We start from the raw sequence: 21,258 nt of genomic DNA, 5'->3' as shown, positions 1-21,258 counted from the left end.
CTCAGGTGTCGATGTCGGCGAGCGCCTCGGCGGTCTGCAGATCGGCGTAGGCGGCCGAATACCGTTGCGCCAGGGCGACCGCGATGTCCGGACGCTGCCACAGCTCCCCCGCGCTGGCCGTGCACAGCCACAGCGTCAGCCCGTGCGCCACCGACGCCCGATACCGCAGCCAGATCTCCCCGAGCGACGGCATCTCCGCGGCGGGCAGTCCGAGCGCGTCACGGTACTCGGAGAGCAGTTCGCCTTCGTGGCGACGGCGGTCCTCGATGGTCAGCGCACCCTGCAGGAAATATCCGAGATCCAGCGACCAGTTGCCGCGACGCGCGACCTGCCAGTCCAGGAATCCCACCTCTCCGTCGGGCATCAGGTAGGTGTTGCCGATGTGCGGATCGCCGTGCAGCAGCGTCTGCGGTGCGCGGGTCAGGCTGCGGATGTAGGGCTTCCAGATGTCGTCGATGAGCCGGTTGATGGTCAAGGCCAGCAGCACATCCGGTGCGTCGTCGCCGAGTAGGCGCAGGGCCTCGGCCAGCGGCGCGGCACCCATGCCCTCCCACGGGACGAACGGTTCCAGCCAGCCCAGCGCGGGATCCGCCTCGACCCGGTCTCCCCAGAACCGGCCGTGCATGCGGGCCAGTCCCCGCACTCCGGTGGCCGCCTGTTCGACGGTGAGCGGCCGGGTGGCATCGCGCGGGTCGGCACCGCGCGCGGTGAGGTCCTCCATCACCAGGATGAAATCCTCGCGCGGCTCGTCGATCAGCGCGGCGTAGACGGTCGGATGCTCCAGCGGCAGGTCGACGCCACAGGTGAACAGCCGCGGCTCGTGCCACAACCCGCTGGTGAGCCGCACCAGATCGCGGTGCGCGGGGTCGAGCGCCTTGACGAACACGGTCTGCGGCCCGGTGCCCGCCGCATAGGTCAGCCGCAGCCGGGCCCGGCGGTTGGTGCCGTCGTCGCGCAGGTCGACGGTCACCGATTTCACTGCGGCGTCGGGGAAGTGTCGTGCCAGCACGCCGGTCATCCAGGCCGGGGTGATCTCGTCCCAGTCGTTCGGGACGGCCAGCTCCGCGCTGGTCATCCGACGATCGCCGGCATTGAATCCCAGCCTCGCACAGTCGATGTCGGTGAAAGCCGGGCGTTGGGCAGGTCGATGTCCCATTCCGGGAAGCGTTTGAGCATCTCCTCCAGCGCGATCCGCCCTTCGAGGCGCGCCAGCGCCGAGCCGAGGCAGTAGTGCGTGCCGACACTGAAGGCGAGGTGCTGACGGGGCTCGCGATGGATGTCGAATACGTCGCCGTCGGGCGGGAACTGGCGGTGGTCGCGGACCGCTGCGCCGATCAGCATCATCATCACGCTGCCTTCGGCCACGGTCTGACCGTGCACCTCGACGTCGCGGGTGACGTAACGGGCCACGTGCGGCGCCGGCGGCTCGAAGCGCAGCAGCTCCTCGACGGCCTGCGGGATGAGCGCCGGATTGTCGACCAGTTGCCGCCGCTGGTCGGGATGCTCGGCGAGCACCTTGGCGGCCCAGCCGATGAGCCGGGTGGTGGTCTCGTTACCGGCGCCGGCGACGACGTTGAGGTAGACCAGCAGTTCCTCCCGGGTGAGGCGGCGGGTCACGCCGTGCTGATCGGTGAACTCGACGTTGAGCAACTCGGTCATGATGTCGTCGGACGGGTTGTCCTTGCGCCAGTCGATGTAGGCCTCGAACAGTGACGCGTCAGCCAGCTGCGACTCCATCGGCTTGCCCGCTTCGGTGCGCAGTTGGGCGTTGCCGTGATCGCGGATCTTCTCCTGGTCTTTTTCCGGGATGCCGAGCAGCGCACTGATCACCCGCATCGGCATGATCGCGCCGAAGTCGGTGATGAAGTCGAACCGCCCGGCGCCGACCAGGGGGTCGAGGCTCTGGGCGCAGAACTCGCGGATCCGGGGCTCGAGCGCGTTGACCTTACGGGGGGTGAACATCCGCGCCAGCAACTTGCGATGCACGTCGTGGATCGGCGGATCCTCGAAAATCACGGTGCCCGGCGGAATCTCGATGTCGGCCTTGATCAGCTCCACGATCGCGCCGCGGGCCGAGCTGTAGGTCTCATGGTCGACGAGCGCCTCGCAGACATCGGCGTAGCGGCTCACCGCATAGAAGTCGTGCGTGGCGTTGTAGTACAGCGGCGCCTCCTCACGCAGGCGCTTGAACATCGGATAGGGGTCGGCATTCAAGTCGACGTCGTAGGGGTCGAAATAGACGTCGGGGCCGGCAGACACTGTCACGGAGAAACCCGCCTCTCTTTACGCGGTTAGGAGCTTACACGCGTAAGCGCACGACGGAAGTGACAAATGCACGCGAAGTTGTAAGCGCTCAGGTCGAGGAGCGCACGACCAGCCGCGCCACGTCGCCCGCCCCGGGCGACGACTCGACCGGGTAACCGAGCTCGGCCATCAGCGTCGCCACCGCCACGTCGACGATCTGTTCGGCGTCGAAGGCGACCGATGTCAGCGGCGGGCCGCTGACGGCTCCCAGCGGCCGGGCGTCGACACCCATCACCGCCAGATCGCGCGGGCAGCTCAACCCCGCCTCGCGCAATCCGTGCAGCACGACGAATGCGGTCTCGTCACTCTGCGCGCACACCGCCGTCACCCCGGCCGCCACCCAATCCGACACCGCGGCGGCCGCGTCACTGCCGTCGGTGGCAACCGTGCCGACGACCAGTTCGGAAAGTCCGCACCGCTGCGCCGCCGCCTGCAACCCGCCGAACCAGTAGTCGCCGAGCGGGCGTAACCGCGCATCGTCGGAGTACGCGTAGGCCAGCCGACGGTGCCCACGGTCGGTCAGATGCCCCACGCGCAGTTCGCCGATCGACAGGTGTAGTTCGCCGAGCGCGTGCAACTGGGCGCTGCCCACGTGAATCTGCGGGATGGCGGCGGCGTCGGCGGCCGCCAGCGCGGGACCGGTCAGCGGGAACACGCTGGTGACGGCGACCGGGTTGAGGTCGTTGATCGCAGCGACGACGTTGCGATCGTCGTCGGTCTCGAACTGCAGCGACAACACGATCCCGTGCCGGGCGAGCGCGGTGGTGAGCCGGCTGCCCACCTCCATCGGCAGTTCCCCGAGCGCGATCCGGGGGACGACATAGAGCACCACACCGCTGCCCCCGACGGCGAGGTTGCGGGCGGCCAGATTCGGCCGGTATCCGAGCGTTTCGGCCGCCTTCTTGACCACGTCACGGGTGTGGGTGGAGATGCGTTGACCCTCAACATTGTTCAGCACGTAGCTGACCGTGGCCGTCGACACCTTGGCCAGCCGGGCCACGTCGGCCTTGGTCGGCCTCGCCACTCCCCTGCCGGTCACCCGTTCATGGTCGCACGCCGCTGTTCGGGGCCGGTGCCACCGCCCGCCGCGGCCAGCGGTCGACCCGCCGACTCGCGCAGGGTCAGCAGCGTGCCGAGCGACACCACCGCGGCGATGATCAGATACAGCGCGGGGGCGAGGTCGTTCCCGGATGTCGCGGTCAGCCAGGTGACGACGTACGGCGTCGTCCCGCCGAAGGTGGCCACCGAGATGTTGTAGCCGATCGAGAAGCCGCTGTAGCGCACGCGGGTGGCGAACAGCTCGACGCCCGCCGTCACCGCGGTCGAGACGTACACCGACTCGATGGCGGCCAGCACGCAGTGCGCGGTCACGGCGGCGACCAGTGAACCCGAATTGAGTAGCAGGAACAGCGGATACGCCAGCACCGCGAAGGCGACGGCGCCGCCGATCAGCAGCGGACGCCGGCCGATCCGGTCCGACAGCGCGGCCAACGGCAGGATCAGCACCAGCGCCACCAGGCTGGCCAGCGTCATCGAGACGAACGATGCGGTCTTGCCGAATTCGAGGTTCTTGATGAAGTAGGCAGGCAGAAACGTGAACACCACGTAGTAGCCGACGTTGAAGACGACGAACAGACCGATCACCTGCACAATGGACCGCCACGCGGTCGTGGTGGCCTCGCGCAGCGGTGAGGTGGCGACGCGGTCGGCGTCGCTGAGCGCAGCGAATTGCGGGGTGTCGTCGAGGCGCAGACGTATGTAGAGGCCGACGAGTCCCAGCGGTGCGGCGATCAGGAACGGGATCCGCCAGCCGTAGCTGTCCATCACGGCCGCGGGCAACAGCGCCTGCAACAGCGTGACGGTCACCGAACCCAGCAGGAACCCGAGCACACCGGACCAGGCGATGAAAGTGACGGTCAGTCCGCGACGACCGTCGCGCGCGTACTCGGCGAGATATACAGCGCCGCCGCCGTATTCGCCACCCGCGGAGAAGCCCTGCAGACAGCGCAGGAACAGCAACAGCAGCGGGGCGGCGACGCCGATGCTGGCGTAGGTGGGCAGCAACCCGATGCCGAGGGTGGCCGCCGACATCAGCAGGATGACCACGGCGAGGACGCGCTGGCGTCCGATGCGGTCGCCGAGCGGTCCGAAGACGAACCCGCCGAGCGGCCGCATGAAGAACGCGGCGGCGAAGATGGCGAAGGTGTTCAGCAGGGCCGCGGTGTCATTGCCCGCCGGGAAGAATTTGGCCGCGATGAATGTGGCGAGGAAGCCGTAGATCGCGAAGTCGAACCACTCGACGGCGTTGCCGATCGAGGCGCCCGTGATGGCCTTGCGCACCGCGGCATCTCGCACTGCGGGCGCTTCCGGCCGCGCCACGCCGGAAATGTTGTTCTCCATGATCGAGAAGCAGACTACCGACGCGGATCTCGATCCGTTGGGGAATCCGCCTCTCGACCGGGCGGCCGGAACCGCCCCGCGGCGTCAGCGACGCCGCTCAACTCACGCAGCGAGCGACGCGTCGCCTCGGTTGCCGAGGCGGGTGATCGCGTCGGTGGCCTCCGCCGCGGTGATCCGGCGGCTGTTCAGCGCACCGGCGATCGACGCCACCTCGGACACCATCGCGATCTCGTCGCGCAGGGCCTGGATCATCGCCTTCATCTTCGTCCCCTCCGTCGAGCTAATACGTTTCACGTACTACTCAACGCGTTGTCGGCGGCGAATGATGACTCAGGCGGCGGTGAGATCGGTCACGACCTCGGTGATTCCGGGCACCACGCGCTACCGATGTGAGCTGGGAAACCCGAATAGGTCACGATCAGCAAACGCGACGTTACCATTGTCACGCTGCCGGGAGCCGATACGGGTCAGGCGCAGTCCGCGCACACCATCCGCTCGCCCACCTGGCGGGCCAGTTGGCTGCGGTGGTGCACGAGGAAGCAGCTCGAGCAGGTGAACTCGTCGCGCTGCAGCGGCACCACCCGCACCGAGAGCTCCTCGCCGGACAGGTCCGCATCCGGCAGTTCGAAACTGTCGATTGCGTCGGGCTCCTCGACGTCGGCGTCGGCGGTGCGGGTGGCCGTGCGCGCGGCGGCCAACTCGTCGATGGTGCCGCCGGCAGCCTCATCGGGATCGGTGCGACGCGGGGCGTCGTAATCGACTGTCATGTGTGCTCCTCGGTCGGAAAAGGCGTGGCACCGCTGCGCGGCAGACCACGGCGTTACCCCCGGCCGTCCGGCTCGAAACGTCGAGCCGACACCCGGTCACCGGATAACGCCGACCGACCGTCAAGCATTCCGGTGCGGGCGCCCCGCCGCGCCGCGAGTGCGGCCGGTCGTCGGTCTCAGTTGCTCGATGGTGGTGGGTGTGGTTCGAAGGGTCGGTACCACCACCAACCCATGCGCTCGCCGGTGGGACCCGCATACGGCGGCACCGCCGGAGGGGGTGTGGTGGGTGGCCGCGCCAGCGATGCCCCGCGCAGTGGCCGGCCGTCGTCATCGGTGACGGTCAGGTGGCCGGCGGTCCCGCTGATCGTGATCAGCCCGCGGTGATGCAGCCGATGGTGATACGGACACACCAGCACCAGATTGTCGATGTCGGTGGGGCCGCCGTCCTGCCAATGCCGGATGTGATGGGCATGCAAACCCCGCGTCGCACCACACCCGGGGACCACGCAGCAGCGGTCCCGATGCTCCAGAGCGCGGCGCAGCCGACGGCCGATGCCGCGGGTGGCGCGTCCGGCGCCGAGGGGTTGGCCGTCGCGTTCGAACCACGCCTCAAACGTGGCGTCACACAACAGAAACGCCCGGTCCTCATCAGACAGCATCGGCCCCAGATGCACGCCCGCCGCCGGTTTGTCCACATCGAGGTGCACCAGCACGGTGGTGCGCTGCCCATGCGGGCGGCGCGCCACCTCGGTGTCCCAGCCGGCCTCAATGAGGCTCATGAACGCCTCCACGGTGGTCGGAAACGACGCTGCCTGCTCGGGCGGCCTGCCGCGCGCATCCACGCCGTGCGCGTTGTACTCGGAGCCGTGGTCACGGGTCCAGTCCGCGATCAACCCGTCCTTGTGCGCCTGCAACGCCGCATCGAATCGGGCCGCCTCCAACGTGGCGAGCCGGATCCGCCACGTCGTGTAATCTCCGTCCTCATGCCTGGTGATCACCGACTCGGGTTCCGGCTTCGGGTCAGGTTTCGGGCGGGGTTCGAGTTTGACCATGGTGCGCAACTGGGTGACCGTCGCGTGCTGCGCCAACCCCACATAGTGCTCATCAGATCCCTCGGCGGCGCCCTTGGCGATCACCCCAACCTGATCCAACGACAACCGGCCCTCCCGCAGCGCCTCGGCGCAGCGCGGGAACTGCTCGAGCCGATGCGCCACCGCGACCATGGTCTCGGCATTGCTCGGCGAAGTACCGGTCTTCCAGGCCACCAGTGACGCGATGGATCGGCACCCGGTGGCCCCCCACAGCTCGGCACCGTCGATTTCGGCCACGATCTCCGCGAGACGGCCATCGATGGCATTGCGCTGACCGCACAGTTCCGACATCTCCTCGAACAACAGCCCAAGGCGTTCCTGCGGAAGCAAAACCGTTGCCGTCGAGGACATGAGCCCATCAAAACAGGAGGGTCCGACATCGCATCACCAGTGCGGGCGGAGGGACTCGAACCCTCACACTCTCTCGAGCACGGGCACCTAAAACCCGCGTGTCTGCCAATTCCACCACGCCCGCGGCGTGGTGATCCTATCGTCGCCGCAGCGCACGGGCGTCCCCGGACGCCTCGAGGCGTTCGCAGCGCGGGTCCGCCAAGCGGTACCGTGAGACCGTGTCCACTACACGGCGTAGGAGGCCGGCGCTCATCGCCCTGGTGATCGTCGCCGCCTCGGGCTGCCTGGCGCTGGCCTGGTGGCAGTGGACCCGATTCGAATCCACCGCGGGAGATTTCCAGAACCTTGGTTACGCGCTGCAGTGGCCGCTGTTCGCGGGCTTCTGCTTCTACGCGTACTTCAAATTCGTCCGCTACGAGGACGCCCCGCCCACCGAATCGGTGCAGCGCGACGGCGCGACGGAACTGCCGCCCGGTCTACTGCCGCAGCGGCCGGTGACCGCGCAGGCGCCCGACGACGACGATCCCGCACTGCGGGAGTACAACGCCTACCTCGCCGAACTCTCCAAGACCGACCACGAAGGCAGGACCGAGTCATGACCGCACCCGATGCACCCCAGACGTCGACCCCGGCGGGGGTCAGCGCCGAGGCCGTCCGCAAGGCGCTGCTGGGCTATCGCGTGCTGGCCTGGGCGACCGGCCTGTGGCTGATCGCGCTGTGTTACGAGATGGTGCTCAAATACGGCTTCGGCGACGACTCGCTGAGCTGGATCGCGGTGGTCCACGGCTGGGTGTACTTCATCTATCTGCTGTTCGCCGCCAACCTCGCCGTCAAGGTGCGCTGGCCGATCGGCAAGACCATCGGCGTGCTGCTCGCAGGCACGATCCCGCTGCTCGGCATCGTCGTCGAGCACTTCCAGACCAAACAGATCAAGGCGCGCTTCGGGCTGTAGCCGCCAGTTCGGGCGCCGCGGCGTCCGGCCGTCGTGACGTCGGGATCGCGAGCGCCAGGAGCGCGGCCAGCGCCGCGACCGCCGCCGCGATCACCAGCGCGACCCGTACGGCGCCCAGCGACGGGTAGTCGTGCCCGCCGACCGAGACGGTCATTCCGGCCAGCACCGCACCGATCACCGCGCTGGAGATCGACGTGCCCAGCGCGCGGGCCAGCGCGTTGATCCCGTTGGCCGCCGCGGTCTCCGAGACCGGCACCGCCGCATTGATCAACGCGGGCAGCGAGGCGAACGCGAAGCCGACCCCCACGCTGACCAGCACGTTGAACAGGCACACCCGCCATGCGCTGTCGATCAGCCCGAGCCCGGCGAGGTACGAGGCGGACACGATGGCGCTGCCCAGCACCAGCGTGAAGCGCGGGCCCCGCGCCGCGGCGACCCGCGCGGCGACGGGTGCGGCCACCATCATCGCCAGTCCGCCCGGCGCCAGCCAGAGCCCGGCGTGCAGCATGCTCAACCCGAGGCCGTAGCCCGTGATTGCGGGCAGCTCGAGGATCTGCGGACCGATCAGCGACATCGCGAACAGCCCGAAACCCACCGCGACGGACGCGGCGTTGGTGGTCAGCACGGGGCGGCGGACCGTGGCGCGCAGGTCGACGATCGGCGACGCGCACCGCAGTTGCCACCAGGCGAACACCGCGAACACCGCCGCCGACGTCGCGAACAACCCGACCGTCGTCGCACTGGTCCACCCCCAGCCGCCGCCCTTGGAGATGGCCAGCAGCAGCGCTATCAGCCCGCCGGCCAGCAGCACCGTGCCCAGCGGGTCGAATCGGTCGGTCGAGGCCGCCGGAAGCCGCGGCACCAGGGCGCCGAACAGCACGCCGCAGACCACGCCGAGGGCCGCGGCGAACCAGAACAGCGCGTGCCAGTCGAGGTTGTCGGCGATCACCGCCGACAGTGGCAGGCCCAGCGCCCCGCCCACGCCGAGTGACGCGCTCATCAACCCCATCGCAGTGCCGACCCGGTGTGCGGGCACTGTGGCCCGCAGGACGCTGATGCCCAACGGGATGATCGGCATCCCGAACCCCTGCAGCGCCCGGCCGACGAGCACCGGCAGCAGTGAGTCGCTGACGGCCGCGGCCAGCGATCCCGCGGTCAGCAGCGCCGCGCACACGATCAGCATCGGCTTGGCCCCGTACATGTCGCCGAGCCGGCCGAACACCGGCGTGGCGACCGCGGCGGTGAGCAGCGTGGCGGTGATCGCCCACGACGCGTTGGCCGCGCTCGTGTCCAACAGCACGGGCAACTCGGGGATCAGCGGGATCATCAGCGTCTGCATCAGCGACACGCTGATGCCGGCCGCCGACAGCACCGCGACGATCACTCCCGGATGCCGGTTCACGCCCGGCAGGTTACCCGTTAGGTCGCCTATACAAAATGACGGTGTCGCACCGCCCGGTCGTCAGCCCGCCGAGCCCAGCTCGGTCAGCGCGTGTTCCGCGCCGCGGTTGAGCGGCACCGGTGCGGTGTTGCGCGCGTTGTCGAGGTTGATGCCCTTGGCGGCGCTGACGGCCTGTTCGAGCTGCGGTTTGCGGTCGAACAGCGTCTTGGTCAGCACGCAGGCGAGGTTCGCGTCGAGGTCGTCGCGAACCAGCAGCATGTTGGGCACCACGATGGTCTTGGTGTCGCCGGGCAGTCCGTAGGTGGCCGCCGGGATCACGCCCTCCTCGTAGACCTCGCTGATTTCCTTCATCTTCGGCAGTTCGCCCGAGATGTCGATGAACGTCACCTCGTTGCGCGCGGTGGTGAGCAGGTCGGTGATGCCGGGGGTGGGCAGCCCACCCGACCAGAACAGTGCGTCGATCGACCCGTCCTTCATCCCGTCGACGGTCTTGGTGAGGTCGAGCCGCTGCGCGGCGACGTCGCTCTGCGGGTTCAGCCCGGCCGCCTCGAGCAGCCGGTTGGCGATCACCTCGGTGCCCGAGCCCGGCGATCCGGTCGACACGCGCTTGCCCCGCATGTCGGCGACCGTGCGGATGCCGGAATCCGTGCGGGCCACCACCTGGGTGTAGTTCGGGTAGATGCGGGAGATCGCCTGAATCGGCTGAGGTTGACCGTCGAAACTCGCCTTGCCCTCGACCGCGTCGGCCGCGGTGTCGGCCAGCGAGAACGCCACCTGGTAGGTACCGCCGACGAGCTGCTGGATGTTCTGCACCGACGCCCCGGTCTCGGCGGCCGTGGCCTTCACCGTGCCGTTGGTGGCGGCCCCGATCTGCTCGGCGTAGGCGTTGCCCAGCGAGAAGTACACCCCGGTGGCGTTGCCGGTCGCGATCGCGATGCGGGTGTCGCCGCCGACCTCGCACGTCACCTCACCGCCGGTGTCGGCGGTCGGCTGGTCCTGTCGGCCGCCGCATCCGGTGGCGGCGGCGCCGACGAGCACCAGCGCGCCCAGCACGGTCATCGCACGCATCATGGGGATCTCCTTCTGTCGATGAGGGCAACCATGACCGCCACCAGCAGGCACACCAGGCCCGCGACGATCGTGACGGGATCGAGGAACAGCAGCAGCACCGCCGCGACACCGGCGGCCACGCGCGCCACCCGGTTCGCCGACCCGACGCCGAGCACCCATCCGCCTGCGGCGAACGACAGCGCGACGATGCCCGCGCAGGCGGCCGCGGACACCAGCACCACCCCGGTCCAGGGGCCGCGGGCGAGCAGGTACTCGCCGGGTTCGGTGACCACGAACGCGATCGGCAACAGGAAGGCCGGCATGCCGTAGCGCAGCGTGTGCCACATGGTCGGGATGGCCCGCCCGCCGGTGACCGCCGAGGCGCCGACCGCGGCCAGCGCGGTCGGCGGGGTGATCTCCGAGAGCACCGAGTAGTAGAAGACGAACATCGCCGCGGCGGGCGCGGGGACATCGAGTTCGAGCAGCGCGGGCCCGATGATCACCCAGCCGATCACGAACGACGCCGTGACGGGGATCGCGAGCCCGAGCAGGGCCAGCGCGACGGCGGCGACGGCGGCGGTCAGCGCCAATACGAGCGTGCGGTTGTCGGTGATGGCGCCGACCCCGCGCACCAGCAGCGATGAGAACTGCGCGCCCAGACCCGTTTTCGTGGTCATCGCGGTGATGACCCCGGCCGCGGCACAGACCGCAACCACGGGCAGCACGGCCCGCACCCCCGAACTGAGCGCGTCGAACACCCGGCGGGGCGTCAGCCGGTGCCGCCGGTCCAGGAACGACAGCACGAACGCCAGCGCGGTGGCGTAGATGACCGCCCGCGTCGCCGACATGCCCACGGCCAGCAGCACCACGATCGCGATCAGGGAGGAGAAGTGATACCCGAAGCGGGCCAGCAGCTTCCACGGTGAGCCTGCGTCGAGGTGCGTCGCCCGGATGCCGAACCGGCGGGCATCGATCTCGACGGCCAGCAGGATGCCGAGGTAGTAGAGCACGGTCGGGATCGCCGCCCACCCCAGCACGGCGAGATAGGACACCTCGAGGTATTCGGCCACGATGAACGCGGCGGCGCCGAGCGTCGGCGGCGAGAGCAGGGCGCCGACGCCCGCGGCGGCCATGACCCCACCTGCCCGCTCCGGGGTGTATCCCGCCTTGCGCATGATGGGCCAGGTGACCGCGCCGACGCTGACGGCGGTGGCCGTCCCCGACCCGGACACCGTGCCGAGCAGAAATCCCGACGCCACCGTGGTCCGGCCGGCCGCGCTGCGCGACCGCCGGAACGCCGCTACCGACAGATCGACGAAAAACCGCGCTGCGCCCGAGTATTCGAGCACCGCGCCGTAGATCGTGAACAGCACGATGTAGGTGGCGGCCACGTCGAGCGGGGTGCCGAAGAACCCGCTGCCGGAGTTGTACAACGCATCGACGATCTGGTCGAAGTCCAGACCCGCGTGGGCGATGGCCCAGGTCTGCGGCAGCAGGCCGCCGTAGTAGCCGTAGGCCAGGAACGCCGCGCACACGATCGGCAGCGCCCACCCCGTGGTGCGCCGGCACGCCTCGAGCACGAGGATCAGCAGGAGCGCGCCCATCCCCACGTCGACGGGGTCCAGCAGACCCTGCCGGTCGAGGAACGCGTTGTAGCCACCCCCGCCGGAGCCGAGTGCGATCGGCAGCACCGGGTACAGGCACACGAACAGCGCGAGCACCGCGATCACCCAGTCCAGGGCCCCGGGGCGGTCCTCGGGGTCGAGGACGCGCAGCCCCGATCGGTAGACCAGGAACACCAGCGGCAGCGACCCCGCGAGGAAGACGATCAGGTAGAACTGGCTGCCCTGGGCGAGCGGCCGGAACACCTGGAAGATGGCCAGCACCGCAACCGCGAACGCCACCACGGCCACCGCATGATGGACCCATCCGCGCAGTTCCCGGCCGGGCCGCTCCTGGTCGTCGACCACCGGGGGCGCCACATCCGTCGTGGTGACCGGCGGCGGCGCGTCGGCGCGCGTGGGTGAGGGGTCCTGCTCCGTCGGCGACTTCCCCTCCACACCACCGGACGTTAGGCCGTGGCGCGCCGCGATGGTGGCGGTTTCACGGACCCGGTCGGGTCAGCCCTGAGCGAGCGTACGCAGCGCGGGCACGAGCTGGGCGAGCGCCCGGCCGCGGTGCGAGGCGGCGTCCTTCTCCTGCGGCGTGAGTTCCGCGGCGGTGCGGTCGGATCCGTCGGGCAGGAACACCGGGTCGTAGCCGAAGCCGCCCGTCCCACGCGGCTCCCGCACGATCACCCCCCGCCACACCCCACGCACAACGGTTTCGACAGGCGCGTCCGCCGAACCCGACACCAGCGCGCAGGCGGAGACGAACCCCCCGCCGCGCCGGCCGTCTGGCACGTCGCGCAGCTGCCCGAGCAGCAGCGCGGTGTTCGCGGAGTCGTCGCCGTGGGCTCCCGACCAGCGTGCCGACAGCACACCCGGCATCCCGTTGAGCGCGTCGACCTCGATGCCGGAATCGTCGGCAACCGCGGCGATCCCAGTCGCGCGGAACGCATCCCGCGCCTTGGCCAACGCGTTCTCCTCGAACGTCGCCCCCGTTTCGGGTGCCTCGTCGAACGGCGCCACATCGTCGAGCGACAGCAGGGTCAACCCCGACACCCCGGCGGCGTCGAGCACCCGGCGCAGTTCGGCCAGCTTCTTGCGATTACGCGAGGCGACCAGCAGCTCGGTCAGCTTCCGAACGCTTTCTTCGGCGGGGACGTCGGCTCCGGCAGCACGCCGGGGTACGGCGCCTCCAGCGCCTCGCGCTGCACGACGAACAGCTGCTCGCAGGCACCCAGCGCCGCGTCGAGCAACTTGTCCAGCGTGGACCGCGGGAACGTGGCGCCCTCGCCGGTGCCCTGGATCTCCACCAGCGTTCCGGTATCGGTGGCCACGACGTTCATGTCGACCTCGGCGCGGGAGTCCTCGGTGTAGGGCAGATCCACGCGCACCCGGCCGTCGACCACCCCGACGCTGACCGCGGCGATCGCACACGACAGCGGCCGCGGATCCGAGAGCTTCTCGGCCGCGGCGAGGTAGGTGACCGCGTCGGCGAGCGCGACGTAGGCGCCGGTGATGGCCGCCGTCCGGGTGCCCCCGTCGGCCTGCAGCACATCGCAGTCGATCGCGATGGTGTTCTCCCCCAGCGCATTCAGGTCGATGCAGGCGCGCAGCGAGCGGCCGATCAGCCGACTGATCTCCTGGGTGCGGCCCCCGACCCGGCCCTTGACCGACTCCCGGTCCGACCGGTCGTGCGTGGCGGCGGGCAGCATCGCGTACTCGGCGGTCAGCCAGCCCTGGCCCGCCCCCTTACGCCAGCGCGGGACGCCCTCGGTGACGCTGGCCGTGCACATCACGCGCGTCTGCCCGAATTCGACCAGCACCGACCCGGCGGGATGCGAGGTGAAGCCCCGGGTGATGCGGACCGGGCGCAACTCGTCGTCGAGGCGGCCGTCTTCTCGTCTGGACACGGGCCAACCATAACCGGTCGGGCCGACGCGCCCCACGGTCTCCTGCCGAGGACGGCCTAGTGCCGCGTCACGTCGAAGGACTCGTTGCACACCACCGCGTGCACGGGGCCGTCGAACTCCGCCTTGGCCTCGCTGATCACGTCCTCGCGCGACGTCCACGGCGGAATGTGGGTCAGCAGCAGTTCGCCGACCCCGGCCTGCGCCGCCGCCCGCCCGGCCTCGGTGCCCGACAGGTGCAGCTTCGGGGGACGGTCGGGAGAATGCGTCCACGACGCCTCGCACAGGAAGACGTCGGCGCCGCGGGCCAACTCGATCAGCGCATCGCAGTATCCGGTGTCACCGCTGTAAACCAGCGTCGCCCCGGACGGATCGGTCAGCCGCATACCGTAGGACTCGGTCGGGTGACACACCAGCCGGGGCAGCACCGTGAGCGCACCGATGCGCACCTCGAGGTTGTCCGACCACGAGTGCACGTCGAAGATGTCGGAGAAGTCGTCGATCTCGCCGCCTTCGGGCGACGACGCCGCCCCGAGGCGGGCCCACGTGTTGGCCGGCCCGTAGAGCAGACCACGATCGGTCGCGGGGGCGGGATGGTAGCGCCGCCACACGAACAGGCCGGGCAGGTCGAGGCAGTGGTCGGCGTGCAGGTGGGACAGCAGGACGTGTACCGAATTGGGGTCGGCGTGGCGCTGCAACGCGCCCAGGACGCCGCCGCCGAAGTCGAGGACCAGAGGTGGCGTGTCCGGTGCGGTGACCAGATACCCCGAAGCCGGCGAATCGGGCCCGACCACACTGCCGGAACAACCCAGTACGGTGATTCGCACGCCCACTAGCTTGCCATGCCCAATCGTTCGTCGACGAAAACATCGCCCGTTTGGGCACCGGTTGTCACCGGTTTCTCATCTAGGCGTCGACGTGACGCTGAACAGGCCGGACACCGTCGAGGCTGGGCCCGAGGAACCGCGCGGCCAGGGCGGTAAAGGCCTCGGGGTCGCCGGTGGCCTCGAACACCCGCCGCGCCGGTCCGGCGTCATGCGGGCGGAGCAGATCGGCCTGGGTCAGCACCCGCAGCAGGTCCTTGGCGGTCTCCTCCGCGCTGGACACCAGCGTCACCTCGTCGCCCATGGCGAGCTGGATCAGTCCCGACAGCATCGGGTAGTGCGTGCAGCCCAGCACCACGGTGTCCACCCCGGCGTGCTGCAGCGGTTCGAGGTATCCCTCGACCAGTCCGAGCACCTGGCGGCCGCTGGTGACACCGCGCTCGACGAAGTCGACGAAGCGGGGACACGCCACGCCGATGATCTCGGTGTCGCGGGCGGCGGCGAATGCGTCCTGGTAGGCGCCCGAGGCGATGGTCGCCGCCGTGCCGATCACCCCGATGCGGCCGTTGCGGGTGGCGGCCGCCGCCCGGCGCACCGCGGGCAGGATCACCTCGACCACCGGCACCGGCGCGTAGCGCTCGCGCGCGTCGCGCAGGCAGGCCGACGACGCGGTGTTGCACGCGATCACCAGAGCCTTGATGCCGCGCTGGGCGAGGTCGTCGCCGATGGCCAGTGCGTGCGCGCGGATCTGTGGGATGGACAGCGGACCGTACGGCCCGTTCGCGGTGTCGCCGACGTAGACGATGTCCTCGTCGGGCAGCTGGTCGATGATCGCCCGCGCCACGGTCAGCCCGCCGACGCCGGAATCGAAGATGCCGACGGGAGCCAGCCGGTCGGTCACGAATTGAGGTAGGGCGACGGGGATCGCGAGCCGCGCCGTTCGCGGGCCCTGCGTTCCGGACTCGACAGCACGTACGCGGCGACGACGCCGGCGACCGCGCCGCACAGGTGCCCCTGCCAGGACACCCCCAACGTGCCCGGCAGCACGCCGAGCAGGATGCCGCCGTAGACGAACAGCACGATGACCCCGACGACGATCTCCCACACGTTGCGGGTGAAGAACCCGAACACCAGCAGGAAGGTCAGCCAGCCGAAGATCAGGCCCGACGCGCCGATGTGATTGGTCTCGACGACCATCCCGTTGTAGGTGGGGGCGCCGATGTTGCCGATCAGCCAGGTGCCCAGCCCGCCGAGCACCCACACGATCGCGGTGGCGTAGATGAACCGGGCCAGCCCGGCCAGCGTCATCAGGAAGCCCAGCACAAGGGCCGGGCCGGTGTTGGCGATCAGGTGCTGCCAGTCGGCGTGCAGCAGCGGCGCGAACACGATGCCCCACAGTCCGTCGGTCTCCAGCGGGCGGATGCCGTTCTCGTCGAGGCGGTGCCCGGTGAGCGCGTCGAACAACTCGACGAGGTAGAGCAGCACGACGAAGCTGACGATGGTGAGGCCGCCGATCACCCAGGCCGGGCGCTTTCTCGGCGCCGGGCGGCCGGCGTTGGCCGGATAGCCCGCCGGGCCGGTCATGCCCATAGTTGCCCTTCCAACGCGTCCTCGGCGTCGTCCAGGCTACCGGCGTACGCGCCGGTCGAGAGGTACTTCCACCCCGCGTCGCAGACCACGAACGCGATGTCGGCGCGCTCGCCGGCCTTCATCGCCTTGGCGGCCATCCCGAGCGCCGCGTGCAGGATCGCGCCCGTCGAGATGCCGGCGAAGATGCCCTCCTGCTGCACGATCTCGCGGGTGCGCCGGATGGCGTCGAAGGAGCCCACCGAGTACCGGGTGGTGAGTACGTCGGGGTCGTAGAGCTCGGGAATGAACCCCTCGTCGATGTTGCGCAGTGCGTACACGCCCTCGCCGTAGCGCGGTTCGGCGGCCACGATCTGCACGCCGGGGACCTTCTCACGCAGGAACCGGCCGGTGCCCATCAGCGTGCCGGTGGTTCCCAGCCCGGCGACGAAGTGGGTGATCTCGGGCAGGTCGGCGAGGATCTCGGGCCCGGTGCCGTGGTAGTGGGCGTCGGCGTTGGCCGGGTTGCCGTACTGGTAGAGCATCACCCAGTCCGGATTGGCCGCCGCCAGCTCCTTGGCGTGTGCGACCGCGGTGTTGGAACCGCCTTCGGCCGGGGAGAAGATGATGCGCGCGCCGTAGAGCTCGAGCAGCTGCCTGCGTTCCACGGAGGTGTTCTCCGGCATCACGCAGATCATCCGGTAACCCTTGCGCAGCGCCGCCATCGCCAGCGAGATGCCGGTGTTGCCGCTGGTGGGTTCCAGGATGGTCGCGCCGGGCGCCAGCCGCCCGTCGCGTTCGGCCTGCTCGATCATCCGCAGCGCGGGCCGGTCCTTGATCGACCCGGTGGGGTTGCGGTCCTCGAGCTTGGCCCACAGCCGGACGTGCGGTCCGTCGGTGTCCTCCCAGCGCGGCGACAGCTTCGGGCACCCGACCAGCGGGGTGTCGCCGAGCGCCTCGAGGACCGAGCCGTAGCGGGCCATCGTTGAAACCTCCGCTCACCCACCCGCCACGGCGGGCAGGATCGTCACCGAGTCACCGTCGCTGATCTCGGTGGCCAGCCCGCCGGAGAAACGGACGTCCTCGTCGTTGACGTAGATGTTGACGAAGCGGTGCAGCTTGCCCTGATCGACGAGGCGTTCGGAGATGCCCGAGTAGTTCGCCTCCAGGTCGCTGATGACGTCGGCCAGCGTCGCGCCGGACGCGCTGACGCGCTTCTCTCCGCCGGTGTGGGTGCGCAGGATGGTCGGGATGGACACCGAAACGGTCATGTGACGGACTCCTTATCTGTCGTACTTGTCGACGATCTTGACGGGTTCCTCGGTCACCACGCCGTCGACGATGCGGTAGCTGCGCAGTTCGTGGACCTCGGGGTCACGGGTCGACACGAGGACATAGTGCGCATCGGGCTCCTGGGCGATCGAGACGTCGGTGCGGCTCGGATAGGCCTCGGTGCCGGTATGGGAGTGATAGATCACCACCGGCACCTCGTCGGCCGCCTCCATCGCCCGCCAGACCCGGAGCTGCTCCATCGAGTCGAACCGGTAGAACGTCGGCGACCGCTCGGCGTTGAGCATCGCGATGTGGCGTTCGGGCCGGTCTGACCCCTCCGGCCCGGCGATGATGCCACACGCTTCGTCCGGGTGGTCGGCGCGGGCGTGGGCGACCATGGCGTCGACCAGATCGGCGCGAATCACCAGCACAGCACTCTCCTGATTCTCGGCAGACGTCTCACCCGAACGCTCCGGGCAACAGGCTGCGGTACGTCGGTATTCCTGCCGCCGAGTCGGCGGCCAGCACACCGGCCAGCACAGCACGGGCCAGACAGTCGGCCGCGGCCGCCCCGACGGCGGTCATCAGCGGCACCTCCGGTGACATCGACGCCGGTGTCTGCGGATCCGGCGGCACCTCGACAGCGCCGGTGGCCAGGGCGAACACCGTATCGCCGTCGAGCGGGGTGTGGCACGGGCGCAGCGTACGGGCCAGGCCGTCGTGGGCCGCGACCGCGACCCGGCGACAACCCGCCGGGCTGAGTTCGGCGTCGGTGGCCACCACGGCGATGGTCGTGTTCAGCGGCCCGTACTCGGCATGGCGGTCGGCATAGGCGGCGATCTGCGCGGCCGGCGGGGCGGTCAGCCCGAATTCGCCGCGGTGTTCGGCCAGCCACGGCAGCCCGGTCGCGGTGTCGAACGCCTCCCCGGCGGAGTTGACGACCACCAGCGCACCGACCGTCACCCCGGAGGCGAGCCGCACCGACGCCGTCCCGACGCCGCCCTTGAGGACACCGGCCCGCGCGCCGACTCCCGCGCCGACGGTGCCCATCGGGACCTCGGTGCCCGCCGCCTCGGCCGCCGCGTACCCGAACGCCGCCGTCGGCCGGCACTGCCAGCCGCCGACGGGCAGGTCGAAGATCACCGCCGCGGGCACGATCGGCACCACGCCGCCGTCCAACGCGACGCCGCGGCCCTGCTCCTCCAGCCAGGCCATCACCCCGTCGGCGGCGGCCAGCCCGTAGGCGCTGCCCCCGGTGAGCACGACGGCGTCGACGTGGCGCACGGAGTTGGCCGGATCCAGCAGATCGGTCTCGCGGGTCCCGGGTGCCCCGCCCCGGCCGTCGACCGCGCCGACCGTGCCGGGCGGCGTGAGCACCACCGTGGTGCCGGTGGCCCAGCCCGCGCCCAGTTCGGCGTCCTCGTCGAGCCGGTGGTGGTGGCCGACGCGCAGACCCGCCACATCGGTGATCGCCCCGAAGCCGGTCGGCACGGTCACCGCGCCGGCTTCCCGATCAGCGACAGCACCAGGTACTCCTGCAACACGGTCAGCCACTGGTACACGTCGAGGTGGCCGGCCATCGGATGCTCGGGCGGCAGCCGGTCGGGACCGTCGGCGCCGATGTCGAGCATGGTGCCCAGCGCCAGCCGCACGTCGTTGACCGCGGCGGCCCAGGCGTGGGCGTCCTCCTCGGTCAGCTCGATGCGCCCGCCACCGTTGGGCACGGTGTCCAGGACCCGTTGCGCGGCAGCACGTTTGGCCGCCAGTATCTCGGGTTCGTGCAGACTGCGCAGCGCGCTGTTGAGGCTGTCGGCGGTACCGGACCCGGCGGGATGGTCGGTGGCCGACCGGTAGAAGTCCGGCAGCAGCCGCTTCATCGTCGCGTCGGGCGGCGGGCTCGAGTGCCCGGTGCGCATCCCGGTGATCTCCTCGAGTTCGTCTGCCGGAGCAGACGATTCGCGATCGTCGAGCATGCCCGCGATAGAACTCACCAGGCTGCGCAGCAGCGCCGCCTCATGTTCTGCCAGTGCGGACCGGAACCTGGCGCCGTCGGCGGTCTCGACCCGCTTCCACTTTCGCACTCCCCAGGCCCCGGGTCAGCGATCCTGCTGCATGGTGGCCCACAGCCCGGCCGCGTGCAGCTTGGCGACGTCGACCTCCATGGATTCGCGGCTGCCCGCCGAGACCACCGCCCTGCCCTCGTTGTGCACCTGCAGCATCAACTTGGTGGCGTGCGGTTCGCTGTAGCCGAACAGTTTCTGGAACACATAGGTCACGTAGGTCATCAAGTTCACCGGATCATCCCAGACGATCGTCACCCAGGGCGTCTCGGTGGCCTCGTCCTGCTGCGGCAGGGTCGCCACATCACGTTCCTCGCGGGTTCCCGGACGGGCTTTCGCCGGCGTGGCCATGTCGTCAGGATACCGATAGGCCCCCACCCGTTACGGTGGCAGCTGTGACGGCCGCGTTGCTGACCGACAAGTACGAGCTGACGATGCTGGCCGCCGCCCTGCGCGACGGCACTGCGCACCGGCGCACCTCGTTCGAGATCTTCGCGCGCCGGCTGCCCGAGGGCCGGCGGTACGGCGTGGTGGCCGGCACCGCGCGGTTCATCGAGGCCTTGCGGGAGTTCGCGTTCGATGAGCCGACGCTGGCCGCGCTGGCCGACTTCCTCGACGACCAGACCGCGGCCTACCTCGCCGGATACCGATTCGGCGGGGACATCGACGGATACGCCGAAGGCGAGCTGTACTTCCCGGGCTCACCGATCCTGTCGGTGCACGGCACGTTCGCCGAATGTGTGGTGCTCGAGACGCTCGCGTTGTCGATCTTCAACCATGACAGCGCAATCGCCTCGGCCGCCGCCCGGATGGCCGACGCGGCGCAGGGCCGACCTCTCATCGAGATGGGGTCCCGGCGCACCCACGAGCAGGCTGCGGTGGCCGCCGCCCGCGCCGCCTACCTGGCCGGCTTCGCCGGCACCTCCAACCTCGAGGCCCAGCGCCGCTACGGGGTGCCCGCGCTGGGCACCAGCGCGCATGCGTTCACGCTGCTGCACACCACCGCGGACGGCCCCGACGAGGCGGCCGCCTTCCGCGCCCAGGTCGAGGCGCTCGGCGTCGACACCACGCTGCTGGTCGACACCTACGACATCACCGCCGGCGTGGCCACCGCGGTGTCGGTGGCCGGGCCGGCGCTGGGTGCGGTGCGGATCGACTCCGGCGAACTGGGCGTGCTCGCCCGGCAGGTGCGCGCCCAGCTCGACGGCCTCGGCGCGACCGGCACCCGCATCGTGGTCTCCGGCGACCTCGACGAGTTCGCGATCGCCGCGCTGCGCGCCGAACCCGTCGACAGCTACGGCGTCGGCACCTCGGTGGTCACCGGATCCGGTGCGCCCACCGCGGGCATGGTCTACAAGCTGGTGGAGGTCGACGGGCTGCCGGTCGAGAAGCGCAGCAGCCACAAGGAGTCCCACGGCGGGCGCAAGGCGGCGTACCGGCTGGCCAAACCGTCGGGCACTGTGGTCGAAGAGGTGGTGCACCCGGCCGGCGAGCCCCCCACCGAGACGGCGGGCTACCGATCCCGGCCGTTGACCGTGGAGCTGGTTCGCGCCGGGGAGCCGGTCGGCGACCTGAGCCTGGCCGCGGCCCGCGACCGCGTCGCGGCCGGGCTGCGCAGCCTGCCGTGGGACGGGCTCAAGCTGTCCCGCGGTGAGCCGGCGATCCGCACCCGCATGATCGCGCCGACCCGGCGCCGGACCTAGGA

At 70.2% G+C, this 21,258-nt stretch carries 24 protein-coding genes and 1 tRNA gene; 3 read left to right on the top strand and 22 right to left on the bottom strand.

The window, feature by feature from the left end:
- Position 1: 1 nt before the first annotated feature.
- The 8 genes from E4P42_RS17250 to E4P42_RS17220 all read right to left on the bottom strand — a co-directional run bounded on the left by E4P42_RS17250 (position 2) and on the right by E4P42_RS17220 (position 7,037).
- Entirely contained in the window at positions 2 to 1,075 is a 1,074-nt protein-coding gene (locus E4P42_RS17250) for a phosphotransferase (protein ID WP_135127293.1), read from the bottom strand.
- Positions 1,072 to 2,265, bottom strand: a complete 1,194-nt coding sequence (locus E4P42_RS17245; RefSeq protein WP_135127292.1) for a cytochrome P450 — start codon at positions 2,263 to 2,265, stop codon at positions 1,072 to 1,074. Before E4P42_RS17245 ends, E4P42_RS17250 begins: the two co-directional genes overlap by 4 nt.
- Before the next feature lie 88 nt (positions 2,266 to 2,353).
- Positions 2,354 to 3,343 (bottom strand): LacI family DNA-binding transcriptional regulator, encoded by a 990-nt coding sequence (locus E4P42_RS17240; protein WP_135127291.1) that lies wholly within the window; start codon positions 3,341 to 3,343, stop codon positions 2,354 to 2,356.
- Positions 3,340 to 4,704, bottom strand: coding sequence for an MFS transporter (locus E4P42_RS17235; RefSeq protein ID WP_135127290.1), 1,365 nt, complete (start codon positions 4,702 to 4,704; stop codon positions 3,340 to 3,342). Before E4P42_RS17235 ends, E4P42_RS17240 begins: the two co-directional genes overlap by 4 nt.
- A gap of 102 nt (positions 4,705 to 4,806) precedes the next feature.
- Positions 4,807 to 4,965 carry a hypothetical protein gene (locus E4P42_RS27035; protein WP_167759522.1) on the bottom strand — a complete coding sequence of 53 codons (159 nt, stop codon included), beginning with the start codon at positions 4,963 to 4,965 and terminating at the stop codon, positions 4,807 to 4,809.
- A gap of 206 nt (positions 4,966 to 5,171) precedes the next feature.
- A complete protein-coding gene (locus E4P42_RS17230) occupies positions 5,172 to 5,471 on the bottom strand; it encodes a DUF4193 domain-containing protein (protein WP_135127289.1) in 300 nt (99 codons plus the stop codon).
- A 176-nt stretch (positions 5,472 to 5,647) separates the two neighbouring features.
- Positions 5,648 to 6,913: an HNH endonuclease signature motif containing protein gene (locus E4P42_RS17225; protein ID WP_135127288.1), complete on the bottom strand. Its 1,266-nt coding sequence runs from the start codon at positions 6,911 to 6,913 to the stop codon at positions 5,648 to 5,650.
- Positions 6,914 to 6,953: 40 nt separating this feature from the next.
- Positions 6,954 to 7,037, bottom strand: a tRNA-Leu gene (locus E4P42_RS17220).
- Between the two features lie 94 nt (positions 7,038 to 7,131).
- Between E4P42_RS17220 and E4P42_RS17215 the strand changes: the two genes are divergently transcribed.
- Positions 7,132 to 7,512 carry a hypothetical protein gene (locus E4P42_RS17215; RefSeq protein WP_135127287.1) on the top strand — a complete coding sequence of 127 codons (381 nt, stop codon included), beginning with the start codon at positions 7,132 to 7,134 and terminating at the stop codon, positions 7,510 to 7,512.
- Positions 7,509 to 7,865 carry a DUF3817 domain-containing protein gene (locus tag E4P42_RS17210; RefSeq protein ID WP_135127286.1) on the top strand — a complete coding sequence of 119 codons (357 nt, stop codon included), beginning with the start codon at positions 7,509 to 7,511 and terminating at the stop codon, positions 7,863 to 7,865. Before E4P42_RS17215 ends, E4P42_RS17210 begins: the two co-directional genes overlap by 4 nt.
- On the opposite strand, the gene E4P42_RS17205 is transcribed toward E4P42_RS17210, so the two are convergent.
- The 14 genes from E4P42_RS17205 to clpS all read right to left on the bottom strand — a co-directional run bounded on the left by E4P42_RS17205 (position 7,843) and on the right by clpS (position 19,904).
- Positions 7,843 to 9,267 carry an MFS transporter gene (locus E4P42_RS17205; RefSeq protein ID WP_256371162.1) on the bottom strand — a complete coding sequence of 475 codons (1,425 nt, stop codon included), beginning with the start codon at positions 9,265 to 9,267 and terminating at the stop codon, positions 7,843 to 7,845. The genes E4P42_RS17210 and E4P42_RS17205 overlap by 23 nt on opposite strands.
- A gap of 60 nt (positions 9,268 to 9,327) precedes the next feature.
- Positions 9,328 to 10,338 carry a TAXI family TRAP transporter solute-binding subunit gene (locus E4P42_RS17200; protein WP_371287049.1) on the bottom strand — a complete coding sequence of 337 codons (1,011 nt, stop codon included), beginning with the start codon at positions 10,336 to 10,338 and terminating at the stop codon, positions 9,328 to 9,330.
- Positions 10,335 to 12,287 carry a TRAP transporter fused permease subunit gene (locus E4P42_RS17195; RefSeq protein ID WP_245234076.1) on the bottom strand — a complete coding sequence of 651 codons (1,953 nt, stop codon included), beginning with the start codon at positions 12,285 to 12,287 and terminating at the stop codon, positions 10,335 to 10,337. The genes E4P42_RS17200 and E4P42_RS17195 overlap by 4 nt, the downstream gene beginning before the upstream one ends.
- A 150-nt stretch (positions 12,288 to 12,437) precedes the next feature.
- On the bottom strand, positions 12,438 to 13,055 hold the full coding sequence (gene rdgB / locus E4P42_RS17190) for an RdgB/HAM1 family non-canonical purine NTP pyrophosphatase (protein WP_135127353.1): 618 nt from the start codon (positions 13,053 to 13,055) through the stop codon (positions 12,438 to 12,440).
- The gene (gene rph / locus E4P42_RS17185; protein ID WP_135127285.1) at positions 13,052 to 13,834 is read right to left on the bottom strand and encodes a ribonuclease PH; all 783 of its coding nucleotides are present in this window, start codon (positions 13,832 to 13,834) and stop codon (positions 13,052 to 13,054) included. Before rph ends, rdgB begins: the two co-directional genes overlap by 4 nt.
- Before the next feature lie 56 nt (positions 13,835 to 13,890).
- The gene (locus E4P42_RS17180) at positions 13,891 to 14,664 is read right to left on the bottom strand and encodes a cyclic nucleotide-degrading phosphodiesterase (protein WP_135127284.1); all 774 of its coding nucleotides are present in this window, start codon (positions 14,662 to 14,664) and stop codon (positions 13,891 to 13,893) included.
- A 73-nt stretch (positions 14,665 to 14,737) separates the two neighbouring features.
- The gene (gene murI, locus E4P42_RS17175) at positions 14,738 to 15,556 is read right to left on the bottom strand and encodes a glutamate racemase (RefSeq protein WP_135127283.1); all 819 of its coding nucleotides are present in this window, start codon (positions 15,554 to 15,556) and stop codon (positions 14,738 to 14,740) included.
- Positions 15,553 to 16,245: a rhomboid family intramembrane serine protease gene (locus E4P42_RS17170; RefSeq protein ID WP_135127282.1), complete on the bottom strand. Its 693-nt coding sequence runs from the start codon at positions 16,243 to 16,245 to the stop codon at positions 15,553 to 15,555. Before E4P42_RS17170 ends, murI begins: the two co-directional genes overlap by 4 nt.
- On the bottom strand, positions 16,236 to 17,204 hold the full coding sequence (locus tag E4P42_RS17165; RefSeq protein ID WP_135127281.1) for a PLP-dependent cysteine synthase family protein: 969 nt from the start codon (positions 17,202 to 17,204) through the stop codon (positions 16,236 to 16,238). The genes E4P42_RS17170 and E4P42_RS17165 overlap by 10 nt, the downstream gene beginning before the upstream one ends.
- Positions 17,205 to 17,219: 15 nt before the next feature.
- Positions 17,220 to 17,492, bottom strand: coding sequence for a MoaD/ThiS family protein (locus tag E4P42_RS17160; protein WP_135127280.1), 273 nt, complete (start codon positions 17,490 to 17,492; stop codon positions 17,220 to 17,222).
- Between the two features lie 12 nt (positions 17,493 to 17,504).
- Positions 17,505 to 17,924, bottom strand: coding sequence for a Mov34/MPN/PAD-1 family protein (locus tag E4P42_RS17155; RefSeq protein WP_135127279.1), 420 nt, complete (start codon positions 17,922 to 17,924; stop codon positions 17,505 to 17,507).
- 28 nt (positions 17,925 to 17,952) lie between these two features.
- Positions 17,953 to 18,984 (bottom strand): P1 family peptidase, encoded by a 1,032-nt coding sequence (locus tag E4P42_RS17150; protein ID WP_135127351.1) that lies wholly within the window; start codon positions 18,982 to 18,984, stop codon positions 17,953 to 17,955.
- A 2-nt stretch (positions 18,985 to 18,986) separates the two neighbouring features.
- Complete coding sequence (locus E4P42_RS17145; protein WP_135127278.1) at positions 18,987 to 19,574, bottom strand: DUF2017 domain-containing protein; 588 nt, start codon at positions 19,572 to 19,574, stop codon at positions 18,987 to 18,989.
- Between the two features lie 15 nt (positions 19,575 to 19,589).
- On the bottom strand, positions 19,590 to 19,904 hold the full coding sequence (gene clpS / locus E4P42_RS17140; RefSeq protein WP_135127277.1) for an ATP-dependent Clp protease adapter ClpS: 315 nt from the start codon (positions 19,902 to 19,904) through the stop codon (positions 19,590 to 19,592).
- A 35-nt stretch (positions 19,905 to 19,939) separates the two neighbouring features.
- Between clpS and E4P42_RS17135 the strand changes: the two genes are divergently transcribed.
- The gene (locus tag E4P42_RS17135; RefSeq protein ID WP_167759521.1) at positions 19,940 to 21,256 is read left to right on the top strand and encodes a nicotinate phosphoribosyltransferase; all 1,317 of its coding nucleotides are present in this window, start codon (positions 19,940 to 19,942) and stop codon (positions 21,254 to 21,256) included.
- Positions 21,257 to 21,258: the final 2 nt, after the last annotated feature.

Origin of the sequence: Mycobacterium sp. PS03-16 (genome assembly GCF_004570325.1) — a bacterium.
Classification (GTDB): Bacteria; Actinomycetota; Actinomycetes; order Mycobacteriales; family Mycobacteriaceae; genus Mycobacterium.
Note: the sequence above shows the minus strand (reverse complement) of the source record. Positions and strands in the feature narration are given on the sequence as shown.